Annotated in this window: 20 protein-coding genes and 1 pseudogene; 14 read left to right on the top strand and 7 right to left on the bottom strand. The window is 65.6% G+C overall.

Features of this window, described 5'->3' with window-relative positions; all coding sequences use genetic code 11:
- Positions 1 to 149 precede the first annotated feature (149 nt).
- Together B0920_RS21230 and ychF are read left to right on the top strand one after the other, a co-directional pair.
- On the top strand, positions 150 to 1,247 hold the full coding sequence (locus B0920_RS21230; RefSeq protein WP_078034684.1) for a patatin-like phospholipase family protein: 1,098 nt from the start codon (positions 150 to 152) through the stop codon (positions 1,245 to 1,247).
- Between the two features lie 176 nt (positions 1,248 to 1,423).
- Positions 1,424 to 2,515: a redox-regulated ATPase YchF gene (ychF, locus tag B0920_RS21225; RefSeq protein WP_078034683.1), complete on the top strand. Its 1,092-nt coding sequence runs from the start codon at positions 1,424 to 1,426 to the stop codon at positions 2,513 to 2,515.
- A 172-nt stretch (positions 2,516 to 2,687) separates the two neighbouring features.
- On the opposite strand, the pseudogene B0920_RS26320 reads toward ychF, so the two are convergent.
- Together B0920_RS26320 and B0920_RS25790 are read right to left on the bottom strand one after the other, a co-directional pair.
- Positions 2,688 to 2,897, bottom strand: a pseudogene (locus tag B0920_RS26320) (IS3 family transposase); the annotation flags it as partial.
- On the bottom strand, positions 2,893 to 3,510 hold the full coding sequence (locus B0920_RS25790; protein WP_143745868.1) for a DUF1963 domain-containing protein: 618 nt from the start codon (positions 3,508 to 3,510) through the stop codon (positions 2,893 to 2,895). The pseudogene B0920_RS26320 and the gene B0920_RS25790, both read right to left, overlap by 5 nt.
- A gap of 398 nt (positions 3,511 to 3,908) precedes the next feature.
- Between B0920_RS25790 and B0920_RS21220 the strand changes: the two genes are divergently transcribed.
- From B0920_RS21220 to B0920_RS21205, 4 genes are all read left to right on the top strand, one after another.
- Entirely contained in the window at positions 3,909 to 4,379 is a 471-nt protein-coding gene (locus B0920_RS21220) for a DUF6130 family protein (RefSeq protein ID WP_218669401.1), read from the top strand.
- Between the two features lie 130 nt (positions 4,380 to 4,509).
- Positions 4,510 to 5,421, top strand: a complete 912-nt coding sequence (bla, locus tag B0920_RS21215) for a subclass B3 metallo-beta-lactamase (RefSeq protein ID WP_229455861.1) — start codon at positions 4,510 to 4,512, stop codon at positions 5,419 to 5,421.
- A 98-nt stretch (positions 5,422 to 5,519) separates the two neighbouring features.
- Positions 5,520 to 6,365: an MOSC domain-containing protein gene (locus B0920_RS21210; protein ID WP_078034681.1), complete on the top strand. Its 846-nt coding sequence runs from the start codon at positions 5,520 to 5,522 to the stop codon at positions 6,363 to 6,365.
- Between the two features lie 136 nt (positions 6,366 to 6,501).
- Positions 6,502 to 7,617, top strand: a complete 1,116-nt coding sequence (locus B0920_RS21205) for a diguanylate cyclase (protein WP_078034680.1) — start codon at positions 6,502 to 6,504, stop codon at positions 7,615 to 7,617.
- A gap of 39 nt (positions 7,618 to 7,656) precedes the next feature.
- On the opposite strand, the gene B0920_RS21200 is transcribed toward B0920_RS21205, so the two are convergent.
- On the bottom strand, positions 7,657 to 9,636 hold the full coding sequence (locus B0920_RS21200) for a monovalent cation:proton antiporter-2 (CPA2) family protein (RefSeq protein ID WP_078034679.1): 1,980 nt from the start codon (positions 9,634 to 9,636) through the stop codon (positions 7,657 to 7,659).
- A gap of 78 nt (positions 9,637 to 9,714) precedes the next feature.
- On the opposite strand from B0920_RS21200, the gene B0920_RS21195 reads away from it, so the two are divergent.
- The 8 genes from B0920_RS21195 (at position 9,715) to B0920_RS21160 (ending at position 16,332) form a co-directional block, all read left to right on the top strand.
- A complete protein-coding gene (locus B0920_RS21195; RefSeq protein ID WP_078034678.1) occupies positions 9,715 to 10,737 on the top strand; it encodes an SIS domain-containing protein in 1,023 nt (340 codons plus the stop codon).
- Positions 10,737 to 11,267, top strand: a complete 531-nt coding sequence (locus B0920_RS21190) for an HAD family hydrolase (protein WP_078034677.1) — start codon at positions 10,737 to 10,739, stop codon at positions 11,265 to 11,267. The genes B0920_RS21195 and B0920_RS21190 overlap by 1 nt, the downstream gene beginning before the upstream one ends.
- Before the next feature lie 13 nt (positions 11,268 to 11,280).
- Positions 11,281 to 11,892 (top strand): LPS export ABC transporter periplasmic protein LptC, encoded by a 612-nt coding sequence (gene lptC / locus B0920_RS21185; RefSeq protein ID WP_078034676.1) that lies wholly within the window; start codon positions 11,281 to 11,283, stop codon positions 11,890 to 11,892.
- Between the two features lie 33 nt (positions 11,893 to 11,925).
- The gene (gene lptA, locus B0920_RS21180) at positions 11,926 to 12,504 is read left to right on the top strand and encodes a lipopolysaccharide transport periplasmic protein LptA (RefSeq protein WP_078034675.1); all 579 of its coding nucleotides are present in this window, start codon (positions 11,926 to 11,928) and stop codon (positions 12,502 to 12,504) included.
- Entirely contained in the window at positions 12,504 to 13,259 is a 756-nt protein-coding gene (lptB, locus tag B0920_RS21175; protein WP_078034674.1) for an LPS export ABC transporter ATP-binding protein, read from the top strand. The genes lptA and lptB overlap by 1 nt, the downstream gene beginning before the upstream one ends.
- A 2-nt stretch (positions 13,260 to 13,261) precedes the next feature.
- The gene (locus tag B0920_RS21170; protein ID WP_078034673.1) at positions 13,262 to 14,737 is read left to right on the top strand and encodes an RNA polymerase factor sigma-54; all 1,476 of its coding nucleotides are present in this window, start codon (positions 13,262 to 13,264) and stop codon (positions 14,735 to 14,737) included.
- A gap of 58 nt (positions 14,738 to 14,795) precedes the next feature.
- Complete coding sequence (gene hpf / locus B0920_RS21165) at positions 14,796 to 15,149, top strand: ribosome hibernation-promoting factor, HPF/YfiA family (protein ID WP_078034672.1); 354 nt, start codon at positions 14,796 to 14,798, stop codon at positions 15,147 to 15,149.
- Between the two features lie 97 nt (positions 15,150 to 15,246).
- Positions 15,247 to 16,332: an enoyl-CoA hydratase/isomerase family protein gene (locus B0920_RS21160; RefSeq protein ID WP_078034671.1), complete on the top strand. Its 1,086-nt coding sequence runs from the start codon at positions 15,247 to 15,249 to the stop codon at positions 16,330 to 16,332.
- 340 nt (positions 16,333 to 16,672) lie between these two features.
- Here the strand turns inward: B0920_RS21160 and rapZ are convergent, their stop codons facing one another.
- From rapZ to queF, 4 genes are all read right to left on the bottom strand, one after another.
- Positions 16,673 to 17,551, bottom strand: coding sequence for an RNase adapter RapZ (gene rapZ, locus B0920_RS21155; protein ID WP_078034670.1), 879 nt, complete (start codon positions 17,549 to 17,551; stop codon positions 16,673 to 16,675).
- A gap of 147 nt (positions 17,552 to 17,698) precedes the next feature.
- On the bottom strand, positions 17,699 to 18,634 hold the full coding sequence (gene hprK, locus B0920_RS21150; protein ID WP_078034669.1) for an HPr(Ser) kinase/phosphatase: 936 nt from the start codon (positions 18,632 to 18,634) through the stop codon (positions 17,699 to 17,701).
- Between the two features lie 50 nt (positions 18,635 to 18,684).
- Positions 18,685 to 19,167 (bottom strand): PTS sugar transporter subunit IIA, encoded by a 483-nt coding sequence (locus B0920_RS21145; RefSeq protein WP_078034668.1) that lies wholly within the window; start codon positions 19,165 to 19,167, stop codon positions 18,685 to 18,687.
- Between the two features lie 353 nt (positions 19,168 to 19,520).
- Complete coding sequence (queF, locus tag B0920_RS21140) at positions 19,521 to 20,348, bottom strand: NADPH-dependent 7-cyano-7-deazaguanine reductase QueF (protein WP_078034667.1); 828 nt, start codon at positions 20,346 to 20,348, stop codon at positions 19,521 to 19,523.
- Between the last annotated feature and the right edge of the window lie 10 nt (positions 20,349 to 20,358).

The following is a 20,358-nucleotide window of genomic DNA, read 5'->3' as shown; positions in this document are numbered from 1 at the left end:
ACTGCCGGACGCACAGCGGAAGCCGGTGGAATGCAGGGGAGCTGGACGGCATGGGGTTTCTCCAGGCACGCGACCGGCCAATGTTACGCACAGGCGACAGGCAATCCTTGAGCGGGCGCAAGCTGGCGCTTCCTGCGATAATTTCGGGCATGAAGTCACTTACCTTCCACGCGGGTCCGCTCGCGCTGGCCCGTATCCGCGCCCAGGGCCTGCGCGCCCAGGATGTCGCCGTCGTGCCGGCCGCGGCCGGCGGCCCCAAAGGCCTGATCTTCCAGTCGCTGGACGCCTGGATGTTCGGCGAATGGCTGCCCACGGCGCCGCGCGAGCGCATCCTGATCGGTTCCTCGATCGGCGCCTGGCGCATGGCCGCCGCTTGCCAGAAGGACCCGGCCAAGGCCTTCGCCCGCCTGGGCGAGCTGTACGCCGGCCAGCGCTATACCAGCAAGAAGCCGAGCCAGCAGGAAATCGACGAGGTGGTGCAGGGCCTGCTCGGCGAGTTTGTGCGCGGGCACGAGGACGACATCGTCAACCATCCCCAGCACCGGCTGCACCTGCTCACCTCGCGCGGCCGGCGCTCGCTGGAAGCGCCCGGCCACCGCTACGCGGAATTGCGCGGCTTCGCCTCGGCGGCGCTGCACAACATCGGCTCGCGCAACTGGCTCGGCAGGCTGATGGAGCGCGTGGTGATCGGCGACGGGCGCGCCAGCGCACCCTGGCTGCGCGAGCGTTTCGACGGCTTCACCACCCATTTCTCGACGCTGACGCGCGAGAACCTGGCGCCGGGCCTGCTGGCTTCGGGCACGCTGCCCTTGATCATGAAACCGGTCACCGGCATCGAGGCCGTGCCGCCCGGGCATTACTGGGATGGCGGCATCATCGACTATCATCTCGCGCTGCCGTATGCGCGCGCGGCCGGGGAGGGGCGCAGCGACATCGTGCTCTACCCGCACTTCACCTCGCATATCGTGCCGGGCTGGCTCGACAAGGGCTTGCCGTGGCGGCGCGCGGCGCGCGGGGCCAATCGTGGCTGGCTCGACAACGTGCTCATGATCGCGCCCTCGGATGAGTTCCTGCGCACCCTGCCGCGGGCGAAACTGCCGGATCGCAAAGATTTCGCTTTCTACGGCCTCGACCATGAGGCGCGCATCCGCACCTGGCAGCGCGCCATCGGGGAAGGCGAGCGCCTGCGCGACGAGCTGGCGCAGTTCGTGGAGCGGCCGGACCTGTCGCGTATCGAGCCGATCTGAGCGACGGGCGCATCGTGCCAGAAAGGGTTTCCTAAGGGCACGTTTTTGTCGCTCACTTTCCTCGCTGGGCAGGCAGAAAGCCCGGTTTTCTCGGCAAGCCACACCGTCCGAGGTTACAATGTGGGGTTTAGGGGCAGCCTTGTGGCCGCCTGCATCTATCCAGAGAAAGAATTCCCATGAGCCTCAAATGCGGCATCGTCGGCTTGCCCAACGTCGGTAAGTCCACCCTGTTCAATGCGCTGACCAAGGCCGGCATCCCGGCTGAAAACTACCCGTTCTGCACGATCGAACCGAACGTGGGCGTCGTCGAGGTGCCGGATCCGCGCATCGACCAGCTGGCCGAGATCGTCAAGCCGGAGCGCGTGGTCAAGGCGATCGTCGAGTTCGTCGACATCGCGGGCCTGGTGGCCGGCGCGTCGAAAGGCGAGGGCCTGGGTAACCAGTTCCTGTCGCACATCCGCGAAACCGATGCGATCGTCAACGTGGTGCGCTGCTTCGAAGACCCGAACGTGATCCACGTGGCCGGCAAGGTCAGCCCGATCGACGACATCGAAGTCATCCAGACCGAACTGGCGCTGGCCGACATGGGTACCGTCGAGAAAACCATCCATCGCGAGCAGAAGAAGGCGCGTTCGGGCGACAAGGAAGCGGCCAAGCTGGTCGCCCTGCTCGAGCGCCTGATGCCGCACCTGAACGAAGGCCAGCCGGTGCGTACCCTGGGCCTGGACAAGGAAGAGATGGAGTTGATCAAGCCGCTGTGCCTGATCACCGCCAAGCCGGCGATGTACGTGGCCAACGTGTCGGATACCGGCTTCACCAACAATCCGCTGCTGGACCAGTTGACTGAGTTCGCCAACAAGCAGAACGCTCCGATCGTGGCCATCTGCGCCGCGATCGAATCGGAAATCGCCGAGATGGACGATGCCGACAAGGCGGACTTCCTGGCCGACATGGGCATGGACGAGCCGGGCCTGGACCGCCTGATCCGTGCGGGCTTCAAGCTGCTGGGTCTGCAGACCTACTTCACCGCCGGCGTGAAGGAAGTGCGCGCCTGGACGGTGCCGATCGGTGCGACCGCGCCGCAGGCGGCAGGTGTGATTCACACCGACTTCGAGCGTGGCTTCATTCGTGCGCAGACGATCTCGTTCGAGGATTACATCACCTACAAGGGTGAGCAGGGTGCGAAGGAGGCGGGCAAGATGCGCGCCGAGGGCAAGGAGTACGTGGTGAAGGATGGGGATGTGCTGAACTTCCTGTTCAACGTCTGATACAGCAAGCCATTCGACGCAATTTCAAGACCTTGCGAAAACTGCCTGGTATCTTCAAGAGCCCCCGTAAATCGGGGGCTTTCTTGTTTCTGTCTGTTGCATGCAGTAACTCACGCATGTGCTGAGCTGGTTGAATCGTCCCGGCTGTCATCGGGGCAGGCCGGAGTGACTTGCGCACGACCTGCCGCGCATGACCAGGCAGTCCGGCCTCGCGTAGCAAGCGCTCCACCGTACAGCGGGCCACGCCGGGTTCTTCACGCCGCCGCTGCCCCCCAGGCGGGTCAGCCTCATAGACTGGCATGTTTGCCTGCCAAACACGCTCAGTGTCGACGCCCAGCATGTCGCGACGCTGGACACGTGCGCGACGGGGTCTTCTTTTACGTTACCTGTATGAAAAAGGTTCCAGCATCGCTAGCACCATCGCCGGGTGGGGCGTTCTCATCTATGTACAAGTATCCGACAGCATCAGATAAACCAAAAATTCCTTTAAATGGTTCTGGGAAGTCAGCCGCATAGAATTGAACAGCAAATTTCTCGTCTTTTAATACTAGTGCTTTGTTCTGAAGCAGGGTTGGGGGAGCTGCGACTTTCGATCCGCCGAAATTGTCCGCATTGGCATTTTCTGATTTATCTATATCAATGCAGATAGCTGGTATCGTAATTGCTCCGTGCGCTGATCCCTGGTCGGAGTGCATCAAGACACGTGTATATCCTTTTCTCAGCCACTCAAGTTCTTCCGCAGACCCATGGTATGTGATGTTGTCCAGAAAATACTCCGATGGTGAATAATAAGAGAACACAGACAGGTACTGATTTTCTGGAAGATTAAAGTCTGCATGTGTGTTCAGAAAGCTTGCGGGTATTGACGCGATCAAAGTCAGTTGAGTCCCATCCGGTGCTGTTGGCCAGACGGATTGTGGAAGTAGTGCGCCACCCCCAATCCGAGGGAGGCGAGCATCGATACACTCTTTCGACAGGATTAATTTTTTCGACATGTTCAGCACCCAGATGTAAGCTTCTTTAAAAAACTATTGGACTGCTTCCGCAACTTTCGAACTCGACTCGCAGGCATGCCCGCTTTTCTCAACCCGCCCTGCGTGATGTCCAGTTCAATCTTTGTTTGCGGGTGGAACTGGTTCGGGCCAAGTCCATATGTCGCTAGGATCTTTGCCTCATGATAGTGTGCGCCACCGATTCCCCTCGTATCTCGCAGTAGCCCTCCCGTGTGGTGATCAAGATCGAGCGCGATTGACGGGTTATCTCCCAGTCGCGTTTCCCCCGCGAGACCCAGCCGTGCATGCGCCGATCTTGGATACACCGCAGACACATCGCCGACATATCCCGGACACATGGGCTGCCGAGAATGGCCCTACACCTTCCCATGGAGTCCGCCATGTCCCAGCCCGTCAAGCAGTTCGCCGTCGCCACCGTCTTCGCCTTGGCCGGCGCCTTCGCCTGGGCCCAGGGCGAGCCCGCCGTCCCGGCGCCGGCCATCCTGCCGCTCGCTGCCGAGGCCGCGCCCAGCCTATCCGCCTACCCGCCCGTGCCCGAGGCGCTGGCGCGCGGCGTCGTGATCCTGCAGTACCGGGTCGAGCACGCGCGCATCCTCCCGCTGTTCGGGCCGCAGGCCGCCGCGGTCTCGCCCCGGCTCGGGCACCTGCACGTGTCGGTCGACGGCCAGAAGATGCGCTGGGCCCATACCAGCGCCGATCCCATCATCATCGTCGGCCTCGAGCCCGGCCAGCACAGCGTGCTGCTGGAGCTGGCCGACCCCACCCACAAGATCATTGCGCAGGAACGCGTCGCGCTGACCGTGCCGGCCCAGACCCAGGCCCAGGGCGGGGCGGGCCATCACGGCCATTGAGCGCTTCGCTTGGCGCCGGCCATGTCCGGCGCCGCAGGGAGCAGTTACAATGCGCGGGCGGCGCAGCGCGCTTGCCGCCGCATTGCGGGGACCTTGCAGGTCCTTTTTTTCATCCGAAGCTTGGCTATCCATGAAAAAAATTGCTCAACTCTCGGCCTCGTTCGCCCTGGCCCTCGGCGCCGCCACCGCGGGCGCCCAGGACGAAGTGCGCTGCTCGATGTGCGAGGAATGGAACCGTCCCGCCGCGCCCTTCAACATCGTCGGCAACACCTGGTACGTGGGCACGGCCGGCCTGTCGGCGGTGCTGGTCACCGGGCCCCAGGGCCACGTCCTGATCGACGGCGCGCTGCCGCAGTCGGCCCCCTTGATCCGCAAGAACATCGAGTCCCTCGGCTTTCGCATGCAGGACATCAAGTTCATCCTGAACTCGCACCCGCATTTCGACCACGCCGGCGCGATCGCCGAACTGCAGCGCGCCAGCGGCGCCACCGTGGTCGCCAGCCCGGCCGCGGCCCAGGTGCTGCGCGAGGGCACGCCGGGCGCCGACGATCCCCAATACGATCCGAACGAACGCTTCACCATCCCGAAGGTGGCCGAGGTGAAGGAGATCGCCGACGGCAAGAGCGTGACGGTCGGCCCGCTGCGCCTGAACGTGGTCTACACCCCGGGCCATACGCCGGGCGGCACCAGCTGGACCTGGCAATCCTGTGAGCAGGGCAAGTGCGTCGATGTCGTGTATGCCGACAGCCTCACCCCGGTCTCGGCCGAAGGCTTCTACTACAGCGGCGACGGCGCGCGGCCGGACATCAGCGCGCGTTTTCGCAAGAGCATCGAGCGCATCGGCAAGCTCAAATGCGACGTGCTGATCGCCGCCCATCCCTCGTTCAGCGACCTGTTCGGGAAGGCAGCGGCCAAGACCGCCGACAGCAATCCCTTCATCGATCCGGAGGGCTGCCGCAAGCTGGCGGCGTCCAGCAGCCGCAATCTTGAAGCCCGCCTGCAGCGCGAACGCGAGGAAAAAGCGCAGACCGCCTCTCGCTGAAGTCCCGGTGCGGGCCCTGGGGCGTGTCGGAAAGGACGTTTGCTGCCATACTGGAACCGCAATCCCGAACCAGCCCCATTGTTCTTGTCGTTACCCGTATGGCCACCGTTTCCGCACTCACCCTCTATCCCATCAAATCCTGCGCCGGCATCGACCTGCCGGAGGCCACCCTCGCGCTGTCCGGCCTGGTGGCCGAGGGCGTGCACGACCGCGAATGGATGCTGGTCACGCGCGAAGGCCTGTTCCTGACCCAGCGCGAGTATCCGCGCATGGCCCTGGTCGTCCCGCGCATCGAGGGCGACGCCCTGGTGGTCGAGGCCCCCAACATGCCGTCCCTGCGCCTGCCGCTGGCCCACGACGACGCCGCCGCCACGCTCCAGGTGCAGATCTGGGATCACAGCGTGCCGTCCGCCGACTGCGGCGACGCCGCCGCGGCCTGGTTCGCCGACGTGCTGGGCGGCGCCTGCCGCCTGGTGCGCTTCCGCCCGGACGTGCAGCGCCCCACCAGCACCAAGTGGACCGGCGGCGTCGCCGCCGAAACCCGTTTCTCGGACGGGTATCCCTTCCTGCTGATCGGCCAGGCCTCGCTCGACGACCTCAATGCGAAACTGGCGGCCGCCGGCCGCGCCGCGCTGCCGATGAACCGCTTCCGCCCCAACCTGGTGGTCGAGGGCATCGAGGCCTTCGAGGAGGATTTCGTCGAATCCTTCGCGGGCGAAGGCGTGGTGCTGCGCCCGGTGAAACCCTGCGCGCGCTGCCCGATTCCCGCCATCGACCAGGCCACCGGCATCCCCGGCCCGGACCCGCTCGACATCCTCCAGACCTACCGCGCCAACCCGCGCCTGGAAGGGGCGGTCAGCGTCGGCATGAACTGCATCCTCACCGAAGGCGCCGGCCTGCGCCTGCGCGTCGGCCAGGAACTGGACGCCAGCATCGCCTTCTGAGCCCTTGCTGCGCGGCCGTTGACAAGCCCGCAACAGTGTCGCGTATTCGCCCGTCATTGACCGGTCCGGGGGCGGTTTTCGTTTCCAAGCCTGTGCAGATGGCGTAATGTTATGGTTATTGCTGAAAGGAATTTCCATGCACGAGCCGGACGCGCTGACGCGTGAACTGATGGCGGAGAACGAGACCCTGCGCGCGCGCATGGCGTATCTGCTCGAACAGGCGGAGCGCAATCACGAGATCATGTGCCGCCACCAGGCCTTCGACCTGCAGATCGTCGGCGCCGGCAGCTTTCCCGAGCTGGTGAGCACGATCTTCCGCGTGCTGCCCGTGATTTCCGAGCTGGACATCGTGACCCTGTCGCTGGTCGACCAGGACGCCGACATCTACACCGTGATGCACAAGCTGGGCGTGGACTTCGACGCGCTGCCCAACCTGCTGTTCTGCGAGCACGCGGTGGCGCTCGGCTTCGACCTCGAGCAGCCGCGCCCGCGCCCGCTGCTCGGTCCCTACGCGCCGTCCCAGCACTGCGCCGCCTTCCCGCATCCGCCGGCCGGGCTGCAGAGCGTGGCCCTGGTGCCGCTGCTGCGCAACACCCGCCTGATCGGCAGCCTGAACCTGGGCAGCACCGACCCCAACCGCTTCACGGCCAACCTCGGCACCGACTTCGTCGAGCACATGGGCTCGATCATCGCGATCTGCCTGGAAAACGTGATCAGCAACGAGATGCTGAAGTACATCGGGCTGACCGATTCGCTCACCGGCGTCTACAACCGCCGCTACATGGACCGCCGCCTGCTGGAAGAGATCGCACGCGCGCGCCGCCAGGGCTACCGCCTGTCCTGCATGTACATCGATATCGACCATTTCAAGCGCGTCAACGACACCTACGGTCACCAGAGCGGCGACGAGGTGCTCCGCGAAATCTCCAACCGCATCAAGGCCGAGCTGCGCATGTCCGACGCCCTGGGGCGCTTCGGCGGCGAGGAATTCGTGGTGCTGCTGATCGATGCCGACCTCGAAGCCGCCACCATGGTGGCCCAGCGCATCCGCGCCAGCGTGGCGGCCGAGCCGGTCGACCTGGGCACGGGCGAGCAGGTGAACGTCACGGTGTCGATCGGCGTGAGCACGCTTTCGGACTTCGAGCGCGACCACGCGATCGAGGGCGTGGCCCAGGACCTGGTGGCCACCGCCGATTCGGCCCTGTACAAGGCCAAGGCGGGCGGGCGCAACCAGGTCGTCACCCTGGCCTGAACCCGGCTCTCCAGCAGTCTGCCGCGCAGACTCCCGGCCTCAGAGCAGCCTTTCCTCCGCGCGCGCGACGGCGTCGCCGTCGCCACGCACCACCACCACGTCGCCCTCGCGCAGCACGGTGTCCAGCCCCGGGTCGATATTCTGGCCGCCGCGCCGCAGGGTGGTCACTTCGGCTCCGACCTGCTCCAGTCCAAGCTCGATCAATGCCTTGCCCACCCCGGCCGCGCCTTCGCGCAGGCTGACCGAATGCAGGCGCACGTGGCTGTGCTCGGGGTCGTCGGCCAGGTCGCTAGCCCCGACGAACCAGCCGCGCAGGGCCGCATAGCGCTCGTCGCGCGCCGCCTGCACCCGGTGCACCACGCGCCGCAGCGGCACGCCCAGCATCACCAGGGCGTGCGAGGCCAGCATCAGGCTGCTCTCCAGCGCCTCCGGCACCACCTCGGTCGCGCCGGCCGCCTTGAGGGTGTCGAGGTCGCTGTCGTCGTGGCTGCGCACGATCACCGGCAGCTCCGGCGCCAGCTCGTGCACCAGGTGCAGGACCTTGAGCGCCAGGCGGGTGTCGGCGAAGGTGACCACCAGCGCGCTGGCGCGGTTGATGCCGGCCGCGATCAGGGATTCGCGCCGCGCCGCGTCGCCGTAGGAGACGTTGGCGCCGGCGGCGCGCGCCTCCTGGACCCGCTCGGGGTCGAGGTCGAGCGCATACCATTGCAGCTTTTCCTCGCTGAGCAGGGTGGCCAGGCTCTGGCCGCTGCGCCCGAAGCCGGCGATGATCACGTGCTTCTGGGTCTTCATGGTGCGCGTGGCGAGCTGGGTCAGGGCCAGCGACTGCATCATCCATTCGTTGGACGCGAACTTCATCACGATCTTGTCCATGTTGGCGATCAGGAGCGGCGCCACCAGCATCGACAGCACCATCGAGGCCAGCACCAGCTGCATCAGGAAAGGGTCGATCAGCTTCGAGCCGGAGGCGAGGTTGAGCAGCACGAAGCCGAATTCGCCGGCCTGGGCCAGGGCGATCCCGGTGCGCATCGAGACCCCGTCGGAGGCGCCGAACAGCTTGGCCAGCCCGGCGATCAGGGCGAACTTGAGCAGCACCGGCAGCACCAGCAGCAGGAGCACCAGCCACCAGTGACGCAGCACCAGCTCGAGGTTGAGCAGCATGCCGATGGTGATGAAGAACAGCCCCAGCAGCACGTCGCGGAAGGGCTTGATGTCTTCCTCCACCTGGTGCTTGTACTGGGTTTCCGAGATCAGCATGCCGGCCACGAAGGCGCCCAGCGCCAGCGACAGGCCGGCCTGCTCGGTGATCCAGGCCGAACCCAGGGTCACCAGCAGCAGGTTGAGCATGAACAGTTCCTGCGAGCGGCGCTTGACCACCACCGTGAACCAGCGCCGCATCAGCTTCTGGCCGAAGAACAGCAGCAGGGCCAGCACCGCGGCCGCCTTGACCGCCGCCAGGCCCAGGGTGGCCGGCAGGTCTTCCGGGTTGCGCGCCAGCGAAGGGATCAGGATCAGCAGCGGCACCACGGCCAGGTCCTGGAACAGCAGGATGCCGATGATGCGCCGCCCGTGCTCGCTTTCCAGTTCCAGGCGCTCGGTCAGGAGCTTGACTACGATGGCGGTCGAGGACATGGCCAGCGCCCCGCCCAGCGCGAAGGCGGCCTGCCAGCTGATATGCAGGCTGGGTGAGAAATAGGAAGCCAGTTGTCCGAACAGCATCGCGGCCGCGATTGTCAATACGACTTGCGCGAGACCGAGCCCGAACACGATCTTGCGCATGGCCTTGAACTGCGCCAGCGAGAACTCCAGGCCGATGGAAAACATCAAAAACACGACGCCGAATTCGGCCAGCGCGTGGGTGGCCGGGCTGTCGTCAGCCAGGGCCAGGGCGTGGGGGCCGATGAGGACGCCGACGGCCAGGTAACCGAGCATCGGCGGCAGGTGCAGCATGCGGAAGGCGACCACGCCCAGGACGGCGCAGCCGAGGAGGAGAAGGGTGAGTTCAAGTCCCGAATGCATCGTCTTCGGCCCACCCCATGTTGTTGTTTGTTGCGTCTGGCAAGTTTTTTGCTTTCCCAATTCGTTTATACTTCCGGAATGAGTGTAACCCATGAAAAAACAATGCTGAAAAGTTTCGACGAGAGCCAGGCACGCCGCGTGCTCGAACTGGGCCGCGAGACCCTCGCCATCGAGGCCGACGCGATCCGGGCCCTGCATGCGCGCCTGGGCGACGACGACAGCTTCGTGCGCGCCGCCGAGCGCATCTATGCCTGCCAGGGCCGGGTCGTGGTCTCCGGCATGGGCAAGTCCGGCCACGTCGGCCGCAAGATCGCCGCCACCCTGGCCTCGACCGGCACCCCGGCCATGTTCGTCCACCCGGGCGAGGCCGCCCACGGCGACCTGGGCATGGTGACCCCGAACGACGTCTTCATCGCCATCTCGAATTCCGGCGAGTCGAGCGAGCTGCTCGACATCCTGCCGGCCGTCAAGCGCATGGGCGCCCAGGTGATCGCCATGACCGGCAAGCCGCAGTCGCGCCTGGCCCAGCTGGCCGAAGTCCACCTCGACATCTCGGTGGCCAAGGAGGCCTGCACCCTGAACCTGGCGCCCACCACCAGCACCACCGTGACCCTGGCCATGGGCGACGCCCTGGCCGTGGCCCTGCTCGACGCGCGCGGCTTCCGTGAGGAAGACTTCGCGCTCTCGCACCCGGGCGGCGCCCTCGGCCGTCGCCTGCTGACCCACGTGCGCGACGTGATGCGCAGCGGCGAGGCGGTGCCCAAGGTGGCGCCGGATGTGCCGCTGACCCGCGCCCTGCTCGAGATCACCCAGAAGGGCATGGGCATGACCGCCGTGGTCGACCCCGACAACCGCCCGATCGGCGTGTTCACCGACGGCGACCTGCGCCGCCTGATCGAGCGCGTCCAGGACTTCACCAGGCTGACCATCCGCGACGTCATGCACGCCAACCCGCGCCGCATCCATCCCGAGCAGCTGGCCGTGGACGCCGTCGCCGTGATGGAGGAATTCCGCATCAACCAGATGCTGGTGGTGGACCACGAGGACCGCCTGGTCGGCGCCCTCCATATCCACGACCTCACGCGCGCCAAGGTGATCTGATGCTGCCCCTCGCACACATGGAACGCGCGTCCCGCGTCAAGGTCATGATCTTCGACGTCGACGGCGTGCTCACCGACGGCAGCCTGACCTACGGCCCGGACGGCGAAGTCACTAAGACCTTCAACGTGCTCGACGGCCTCGGCATCCAGCTGCTCAACAAGACCGGCGTCAAGACCGCCATCATCAGCGCGCGCAATTCGCCCATCGTGGTCAAGCGCGCGGCCGACCTCGGCATCTCCCACGTCTACCAGGGCATCCACGACAAGCGCGTCGGCTTCGCCGAGCTGCTCCAGGCCACCGGCGTGAGCGCGGAGGAATGCGGCTACATCGGCGACGACGTGATCGACCTGCCGCTGTTCACGCGCGTCGGCTTCGCCGTCACCGTGCCCTCGGGCCACCCCGAGGTCCAGCACCGCGCCCACTACGTGACCCGCAACGCGGGCGGCAAGGGCGCGGTGCGCGAAGTCTGCGACCTGGTGATGCGCGCCCAGGGCACCTACGAACAGGCGCTCGCGCCTTACTTCGCCTGACGAGGTCCGCGCCATGGCCCCCTACGTCACCTCCAACAAGCGCACCGCGCACCGCTGGAAACTCCTGACCATCATGCTGACCGGCGTGTTCTGCGCCTTCGGCAGCTTCTGGCTGCTGCAGCTGATGCAGGAGGGCGATCCGGACGCGCGTCCGGGCGGGCCGCCCAACGAACCGGACTACATCGTCGAGAACTTCTCCTTCGTGCGCATGACCGCCAACGGCCAGCCCAGCTACGTGGTGTCGGGCAAGCGCCTGACCCACATCCCGGAAGGCGACGTCTCGCACGTCGAGGCGCCGGTCATGCGCGGGGTCGAGCCGGGCCGCCCGCCGATGACGGTCACCGCCGACAAGGCCCAGATCTTCCACGGCGAGCACCGCGTCGACCTGCTCGGCAACGTCGACCTGCAGCGTCCGCGCACCCCGCAGTCGGACGCGCTGCGCGTGCGCACCGAGAAGCTCACTGCGCTGCCGGACGAAGAAATCATCAAGACCGACCAGCCGATCGACATGCAGCTCGGCGCCTCCAGCGTGAAGGGCATCGGCATGGTGGCCAACAACGCCACCCAGAAGCTGCACATCGCCAGCCGCGGGCAGATCGTCTATCCGCCGCGCGGGCGCCAATAGAGCCTGCGCCAGCCAACTCCTGACCAGCACAATATGAAGAAACTACTCGCTGTCGCATTCCTCTCCCTGGTGTCGCTCACGGCCATGGCCGAGCGCGCCGATTCCCTCAAGCAGGCGGTGATCAACTTCGACTCGCTCGACGTCGACGAAGTCACCCAGACCCGCATCCTGACCGGCAACGTGGTCGTCACCCGCGGCACACTGGTGCTCAAGTCCGACCGCGCCCTGGTGAAGGAAACCCCGGAAGGCTACATGAGCGTGACCCTGACCGCGAACCCGGGCAAGGTCGCCACCTTCCGCCAGAAGCGCGACGGCGGCCCCGACCTGTGGGTCGACGGCCAGGCCCAGCGCATCGAATACGAAGAGCGCACCGAGGTCGTGAAGCTGTTCTCGAACGCGATCGTCAAGGAGCTCGAAGGCCAGCGCGTGACCAACGAGATCACCGCGCCCTTCATCGCCTACGACAACCGCAAGGAAGTCGCCACCGTGCGCAACGACGCCAGCGGCGAGAGCAAGGTCGGCGGCGGCCGCGGCACCCTGATCCTGGCGCCCAAGCGCGCGGCCCCGGCACAAGGCGCAACGCAGGGCGCGGCCCCGGCAGGGAAGCAGTGATGGAGGCCCGCGACTGCGGCAGCACCTTGATCGTCAAGGGGCTGCAGAAAACCTACGGCAAGCGCCTGGTGGTGCGCGACGTCTCGCTGCAGGTCGACTGCGGCGAGGTGGTCGGGCTGCTGGGGCCGAACGGCGCCGGCAAGACCACCTCCTTCTACATGATCGTCGGCCTGGTGCCCTCGGACGCCGGCAGCATCGACATCAACGGCACCGACATCTCGAGCCTGCCGATCCACCGGCGCGCGGTGCTGGGCTTGTCCTACCTGCCGCAGGAGGCCTCGGTGTTCCGCAAGCTGACGGTGGAGGAGAACATCCGCGCCGTGCTCGAGCTGCAGAAGCAGGACGGCAAGCCGCTCACCAAGGAGCAGATCAACGAGCGCCTCGACACGCTGCTGGCCGACCTGCAGATCGAGAAGCTGCGCGAGAGCCCGGCGCTGGCGCTGTCGGGCGGCGAGCGGCGCCGCGTCGAGATCGCGCGCGCGCTCGCCACCAATCCCCGCTTCGTGCTGCTGGACGAGCCCTTCGCGGGCGTCGATCCGATCGCCGTGATCGAGATCCAGCGCATCGTGCGCTTCCTGAAGGAGCGCAAGATCGGTGTCCTGATCACCGACCACAACGTCCGCGAGACGCTCGGCATCTGCGACCGCGCCTACATCATCAACCAGGGCGCCGTGCTGGCCTCGGGCCGGCCCGACGACATCATCGCCAATGAATCCGTGCGCCGCGTCTACCTGGGTGAACACTTCCGCATGTAGACATGAAACAGTCCCTGCAGCTACGCACTTCCCAGCACCTTGCACTGACGCCGCAACTGCAGCAGTCGATCCGCCTGCTGCAGTTGTCCACGCTCGAGCTGCACCAGGAGATCGAGCAGATCCTGTCCGATAATCCGATGCTGGAGCGCCTCGACGATCCGCTCGACCGCTCGGTGCGCCTGCTGGCAGATGGCGCCATCAATAACGCGCCGCCCAATGGCGAAGCGCCGGCCGCCACGCCCGGCGCGGCGGAAGGCGAGGCCGCGCCGGCCGAGCACGCCGACGGCGCGGACGGCGCCGCCGAGGGCGGCGAGCGCGAGCTGCACGATGGCGACTGGGGCGAAGGCGGCGGCGGACGCGGCGGCGACGACGAGGACGGCCGCCCGCAACTGGAAGCCAGCAGTGTCACCCTGCGCGAGCACCTGATGGAACAGGTGCGCACCACCGGCTGCTCGGCGCGCGACCGCGCGCTGGCCGAGCTGGTGATCGACGCCCTGGACGACAACGGCTACCTGGAAGAACCGCTGGACGAGATCCACGCGCGCCTGCCGGAGGAACTCGAGATCGAGATGGACGAGCTGCGCTGCGCCCTGGCCCTGGTGCAGAGCCTGGACCCGATCGGCGTGGGCGCGCGCAGCGCCGGCGAATGCCTGGCCCTGCAGATCCGCCGCATGCCCGGCGTGCCCCTGGTGACGCGGCGCCTGGCCCTCAAGATCGTCGAGGGCTACCTGAGCTGGTTCGCCCAGCGCGAATACAGCAAGCTCAAGAAGGCGCTGGACTGCGACGACGAGGACCTGCGCGAGGTGCAGGCCGTGGTGCGCGCCTGCAATCCGCATCCGGGCGCGGCCTTCGCGGCCAACGTCTCGGACTACGTGGTGCCGGACGTGATCGTGCGGCGCGCCAAGAGCGGCTGGGCGGTGTTGCTCAATCCGGACGTGATGCCGCGCCTGCGCGTGAACAGCCTGTACGCCTCGCTCATGAAGCAGGGGAAGTGCGAAGGCATGAACGCCCAGCTGCAGGAAGCCAAGTGGCTCATCAAGAACATGCGCCAGCGTTTCGACACCATCCTCCGTGTGGCAGAGGCCATCGTCGAGCGCCAGAAGAATTTCTTTTCGCACGGTGCGGTTGCCATGCGGCCCCTTGTTTTACGTGAGATAGCTGATACACTAGGTCTACACGAGAGCACAATTTCCCGTGTCACAACGCAGAAGTACATGCTGACCCCGCACGGCATGTTTGAGTTGAAATACTTCTTCGGAAGCCATGTCGCCACCGAGGCGGGGGGAGAAGCCTCTTCGACGGCGATCCGCGCGCTCATCGCGCAATTGACAGGAGCAGAAGACCCTAAGAATCCATTATCCGACAGCAAGATCGCGGAGATGCTCGGGGAACAAGGCATGGTCATTGCGCGCAGGACGGTCGCGAAATACCGTGAAGCGCTCAAGATCCCTCCCGTCAGCCTCCGCAAAGCCTTGTAACAGCGCTGCCCACTCCTGCCTTGTGCCTGGGCGGCGCGACATCTTCAAAGGAGTGTGTATGAACCTCACAATCAGTGGACACCATCTCGAAGTGACCCCCGCTATCCGTGAATACGTTCAGAATAAGCTCGAGCGCATCATTCGGCATTTCGATCAAGTGATCGACACCCATGTCTTCCTCTGCGTCGACAATCTCACTGAGAAAGAAAAAAGGCAAAAAGCGGAAATCAACCTACAGGTATCGGGGAAAACCCTGCACGTGGCCAGTGTCGCGCAAGACTTGTACGCCGCGATCGATACCCTGATGGATAAGCTGGATCGCCAGGTTCTGAAGCACAAGCAAATGCTCCGCAGTCATGACCACATGGCGCTGAAGCGCCTGCCGGAAAACGGCGACGTCGCTGCAGCCTGATCGGCCGCAGGGCACCACTAGCAAGGGCGTCTGAGGGGACGCCCTTTTTGCATCCGTGTTCTGTAAAATGCTTATCTTTTCAATCACAGAACACGCCATGACCGACCACGTCCTCACCCGTGTCGCCAATCGCACCGGCATCATCACCCTGGACCGCCCCAAGGCGCTGAATTCGCTCTCGCTCGAGATGGTGCGCGCGCTCACCGCGGCCTTGAACGCCTGGAAGGACGACGCCGGCGTCGCGGCCGTCCTCATCACCAGCAGCAGCGACAAGGCCTTGTGCGCGGGCGGGGACATCCGCTTCTTCCACGAGGTCGGCCACGCCACGCCCCAGGGCGGCAGCGCGCTGCTGGAAGACTTCTTCACCGAGGAATACGCGCTCAACCACCTGATCCACTTCTATCCCAAGCCCTACATCGCCATCATGGACGGCGTGGTGATGGGCGGCGGCATGGGCATCGCCCAGGGCGGGCCCGGTTGCGGGCTGCGCATCGTCACCGAGCGCACCAGGATGGCGATGCCGGAGGTGAACATCGGCCTGTTCCCGGACGTGGGCGGCAGCCACTTCCTGTCGCATGCGCCTGGGCAGCTGGGCAATTACCTCGGCTTGACGGGGCTGACCATCGGGGCGGCGGATGCGCTCTACGTGGGGCTGGCCGACGTGTTCGTGCCTGGCGCGGCGCTGGGCGAGCTGCATGCTTTGATCGAGGCGACGGCGGGCGAGGAATTGCCGGCGGCGATACGTGCGTTTGCCGCGCCGTTCGCGGATCAAGCCGGGGCGAGCGAGCTGGAGGCGCAGCGTGCGGCGATCGACCGGCACTTCGGGTCGGATTCGGTGGCGGCGGTGATGGCCTCGCTTGAAGCGGACGAGAATCCGTTCGCGCAGAAGGCGCTCAAGGCGATGCGCTCGCGTTCGCCCCTGATGATGTGCGTGACGCGCGAGCTGCTGGCGCGCGGGGCGCAACTCGACGTGGCGGACTGCCTGCGCATGGAGCGCTCGGTGGTGCGGCGTAATTTCGAGCACGGCGAGGTGCTGGAAGGCGTGCGGGCGCTCGTGATCGACAAGGACAATGCGCCGCAGTGGAATCCGCCGACGCTGGAGGAGGTGAGTGCGGAGATGGTGGCGCGCTTCTTCGAGCCGGTGTGGCCGGAGTGGGCGCATCCTTTGCGGCATCTGGACTGACCCGCAGCCCAAGCTTTCAGCCGCTAGCCTCAGCACGTCATTCCGGCGAAGGCCGGAATCCAAGTTTGCGTGCAGACCCGCTGCGTTAAACGCCCGTCACTGCGCATAGGAATTGGATTCCGGCCTTCGCCGGAATGACGTGCTGGGGCTGCGGGTGCAAGGGGGGCTGGCGTGCATGCACGCAAGTGCCAGTCGCGGCGCGAACAACGAGCAGCACTCAGCGAAGAGCGAACAGCGAACAGCGAGCAACACTCAGCGAAGAGCGAACAGCAAACAGCAAACAGCGAAGAGCGAACAGCAAACAGCGAAGAGCGACCAGCAACCCCGCGCCGCCGTCACCTCAAGCCGTCAGGTTCTTCGGCTGCTCCCGATGCCTCACGATCACGCGCTCGGTCGCGCCGAAATACGCCCCCAGCCTTTCGGCCATGTACACCGAGCGGTGCTGCCCCCCGGTGCACCCCACCGCCACGGTGAGATAACTCCGGTTGTCGGTCTTGAACGAGGGCAGCCACTTCTCCACGAAGCTGCGGATGTCCTCCAGCATCTCGGCCGCGCTCGGCTGGGCGTCGAGAAAGGCGATCACCGGCGCGTCGCGGCCCGTCAGCGGGCGCAGCGCCAGATCGTAATAGGGATTCGGAATCGCCCGCACGTCGAACACGAAGTCGGCGTCCAGCGGCACCCCCACCTTGAAGGCGAAGGACTCGAAGAACAGGGTCAGCGGCGCGTGCGCCACCTCGGCCAGTTCCTTGATCCAGGCGCGCAGCTTGTTGGCCGAGAGTTCCGAGGTGTCGATCACGTGCCCCAGGTTCTCGATCGCCGACAGGCGCTCGCGCTCCTCGGCGATGCATTCGATCAGGGTGCGGCGCGAGGCCGGGTTCTCGCCCGGGCGCAGCTCGTGCGACAGCGGGTGGCTGCGGCGGGTCTCGGAGAAACGCGCCACCAGCGAGTGCGTGCTCGCGGTCAGGAACATCACCTTCACAGAGTGGCCTTCCTCGCGCAGCCGGCGCACGCTCACCGGCAGCTCCACCAGCGACTCGGCGCTGCGGGCGTCGACCGCCACCGCGATCTTGCCGGTGCCGGACTCGTTCACCATCGCCACCAGGGCCGGCAGCAGGGCGGGAGGGAGGTTGTCGACGCAGTAGTAGCCCGCGTCTTCCAGGACGTTCAGGGCAACCGACTTGCCCGAACCAGAAATACCGGTAATGAGGACGATGTGCATGATGCGGCGATGATACCGCAGCGCCGCATTTCTGTCCTCAGGGGGAGGCCAAAACCCCAGGCTCGGCGGGCCGGTTAAGGCTCAGGTGCGGCGCATTTGCGGCACAATTGCGGCTCAACTGCGGCTCAACTGCGGCGCATTTGCGGTTCAGTCGCCGCTCATGGCCTGGCGCTGGCGCTCCATGAACTCCTGCAGGGTATCGATGCCGCGCAACTGGAGGATGGTATTGCGCACCGCGGCTTCCAGCAGCACCGCGATGTTGCGGCCGGCCGCCACCGGGATCACGACCTTGCGGATCGGCAGGCCCAGCACGTCCTCGGTCGGGAAGTGGAAGGGCAGGCGCTCGACCTCCTCGTCCATGGCGCCGCGCTTGACCAGGTGGACGATCAGCTTCAGGCGCATCTTGCGCCGCACCGCGGTCTCGCCGAAGATCGCCTTGATGTCCAGCAGGCCCAGGCCGCGCACTTCCAGCAGGTTCTGCAGCAGCGGCGGACAGCGGCCCTCGATCATGTTGGGCGCGATGCGCGAGAATTCGACCGCGTCGTCGGCCACCAGGCCGTGCGAGCGCGAGATCAGTTCCAGGCCCAGCTCGCTCTTGCCCAGGCCCGAGTCGCCGGTGATCAGGACGCCCACGCCCAGCACGTCCATGAACACGCCGTGCATGATCACGCGCTGGGCCAGCTTCTTGGACAGGTAGACGCGCAGGAAGTCGATCACCTGGGCCGCCGGCAGCGGGGTCGAGAACAGCGGAATGTTCTGCTCGTCGCAGATGGCCAGGATGTCGGGCGGCGTCTCCAGACCCTGGGCGATGATCAGGGCCGGCGGACCGCCCCCGATCAGTTCGCCGATCACGTGGCTGCGCGAATTGGCCTTGAGACGGTGGTAGTAGTTCAGTTCCTGGTGCCCGAAGACCTGGATGCGGCCCGGGTGGATCAGGTTCAGGTGGCCGACCTGGTCGGCGGCGGAGGCGGCGTCGCCGGCGATCTGGCGCTCGCCGCCGGGAAAGCCCGCGAACCAGCCGAGTTGCAGGCTGTCGCGATTGTCGTCGTACAGCCGTTGGATGGTCAGCGGTGATTGCAGCATGGGCATCGTCGGGGAGGCACGGCGGGATTTGCCGTGCGGAACAGTTTAACTTAGCCCAGGGCTTGCAGGCTAGGTTGCCAGTTGATGATGCGCTCGTGGACCGACTTCGGATCGGGGTCGCTGGCCAGCGCGGTGCGCACCGCCTCGTCCGAGAACAGCTCGGCGATCTCGGACAGGATCTCCAGGTGCTGCTGGGTCACGTGGTCCGGGATCAGGAGGAAGAACAGCAGGCTGACCGGCTGGCCGTCGGGCGATTCGAAGGGAATCGGCTCCTTCAGGCGGACGAAGGCCGCCAGCGGCGACTTCAGGCTCTTGCTGCCCTTGATGCGCCCGTGCGGCACGGCCACGCCGTGGCCCAGGCCGGTTGACCCGAGGCGCTCGCGCGCGAACAGGTTGTCCGACACGGTGGAACGGGCGATGCCGCAATTGTTTTCGAAGATAAGACCGGCCTGCTCGAAAGCGCGCTTCTTGCTCGAGACTTCCAGGTCGAGCTGCACGTTCTCGAGCGAGAGGATTTTGCTAAGGTTCGTCATGACGTATGGTGCGGTGCACAAGTGGAGTGCTTGCGAGCACGAATTATAGGCCTGTTTGAGGGCGGTGACATTCGATTTCGCGTCTGTATAAACCGGGTGTCGACAGGGCGCTGTTCCGCCCGCTGCCTGGCCCGATTCACCTCTTGTTTCTCAGCTATTTAGCTACGCAATTTCCTCAACGAAATCAGGCCGCCGAGCCGCCGAAGCGCGAGGCTTTCGCGCCTTTCGCCGACTTTTGATCGCGTCCTGTCAAAAAAATCATTACGAGGTATATGGCGGCCTTTTGGCGCAACTCAAGCGTTAAAACACAAGCGTTGTGGTCAAAATCGTACAACCCCTCCGGGCCACGACGCTTACTGGCGCGCAGTGCGCAGGTTGAGCGGGCGCCCGGTGCTGAAGTTGGCGCGCCAGGGATTGATGTCCAGGCCGCCGCGCCGGGTATAGCGGGCGTAGACCGCCAGCTTGCTCGGCTTGCACTGGCGCAGCACGTCCATGAAGATGCGCTCCACACATTGCTCGTGGAATTCGTTGTGCTCGCGGAAGCCGATCAGGTATTTCAGCAAGCCTTCCTGGTCGATCTGCGGCCCCGCGTACTGGATCTGCACCGAACCCCAGTCCGGCTGGCCGGTGACCAGGCAGTTCGATTTCAGCAGGTGCGACACCAGGGTCTCCTCGACCGGCGCTTCGTCCTGGTTGGCGCTCAGGAGCTGGGGCGAAGGCTGGTAGTTGTCGATCTCGACGTCCAGGCGGTCCAGCAGCACGCCGTCCAGTTCGCCCATTTTCAGGCTGCCGAAGTTGTCCGGCGTGGTGAGCGCCACGTGGACCGGCGCGCCGAAGGCGTTCGACAGGTCTTCGCGCAGCAGGGCCAGCAGGGCGTCGGTATTGGCCAGGCGGGTCTGGTTGAAGGAATTCAGGTAGAGCTTGAAGGACTTGGACTCGACGATGTTGGGCGAGTCGGCCGGCGCGCTCACGGTCGCGATCGCGACCTGCGGCTTGCCGCGCATGTTCAGCCACGACAGTTCGTAGGCGTTCCAGATGTCGACCCCGAAGAAGGGCAGGGTGCCCGAGAGGCCGAGCTCGTCGCGCTTTTGCTGGCGCGGGATCGGAAACAGCAGTTCGGGGGCGTACTGGCTCTGGTAGGCGGAGGTTTTGCCAAGCGGCGATTGATCAGGAGTGTTCATAGCAGAAGGA

The sequence above is a fragment of the Massilia sp. KIM genome (assembly GCF_002007115.1).
Classification (GTDB): domain Bacteria; phylum Pseudomonadota; class Gammaproteobacteria; order Burkholderiales; family Burkholderiaceae_D; genus Telluria.
The sequence above is the reverse complement of the archived record's forward strand: the minus strand, read 5'-3'. Positions and strand labels throughout refer to the sequence as shown.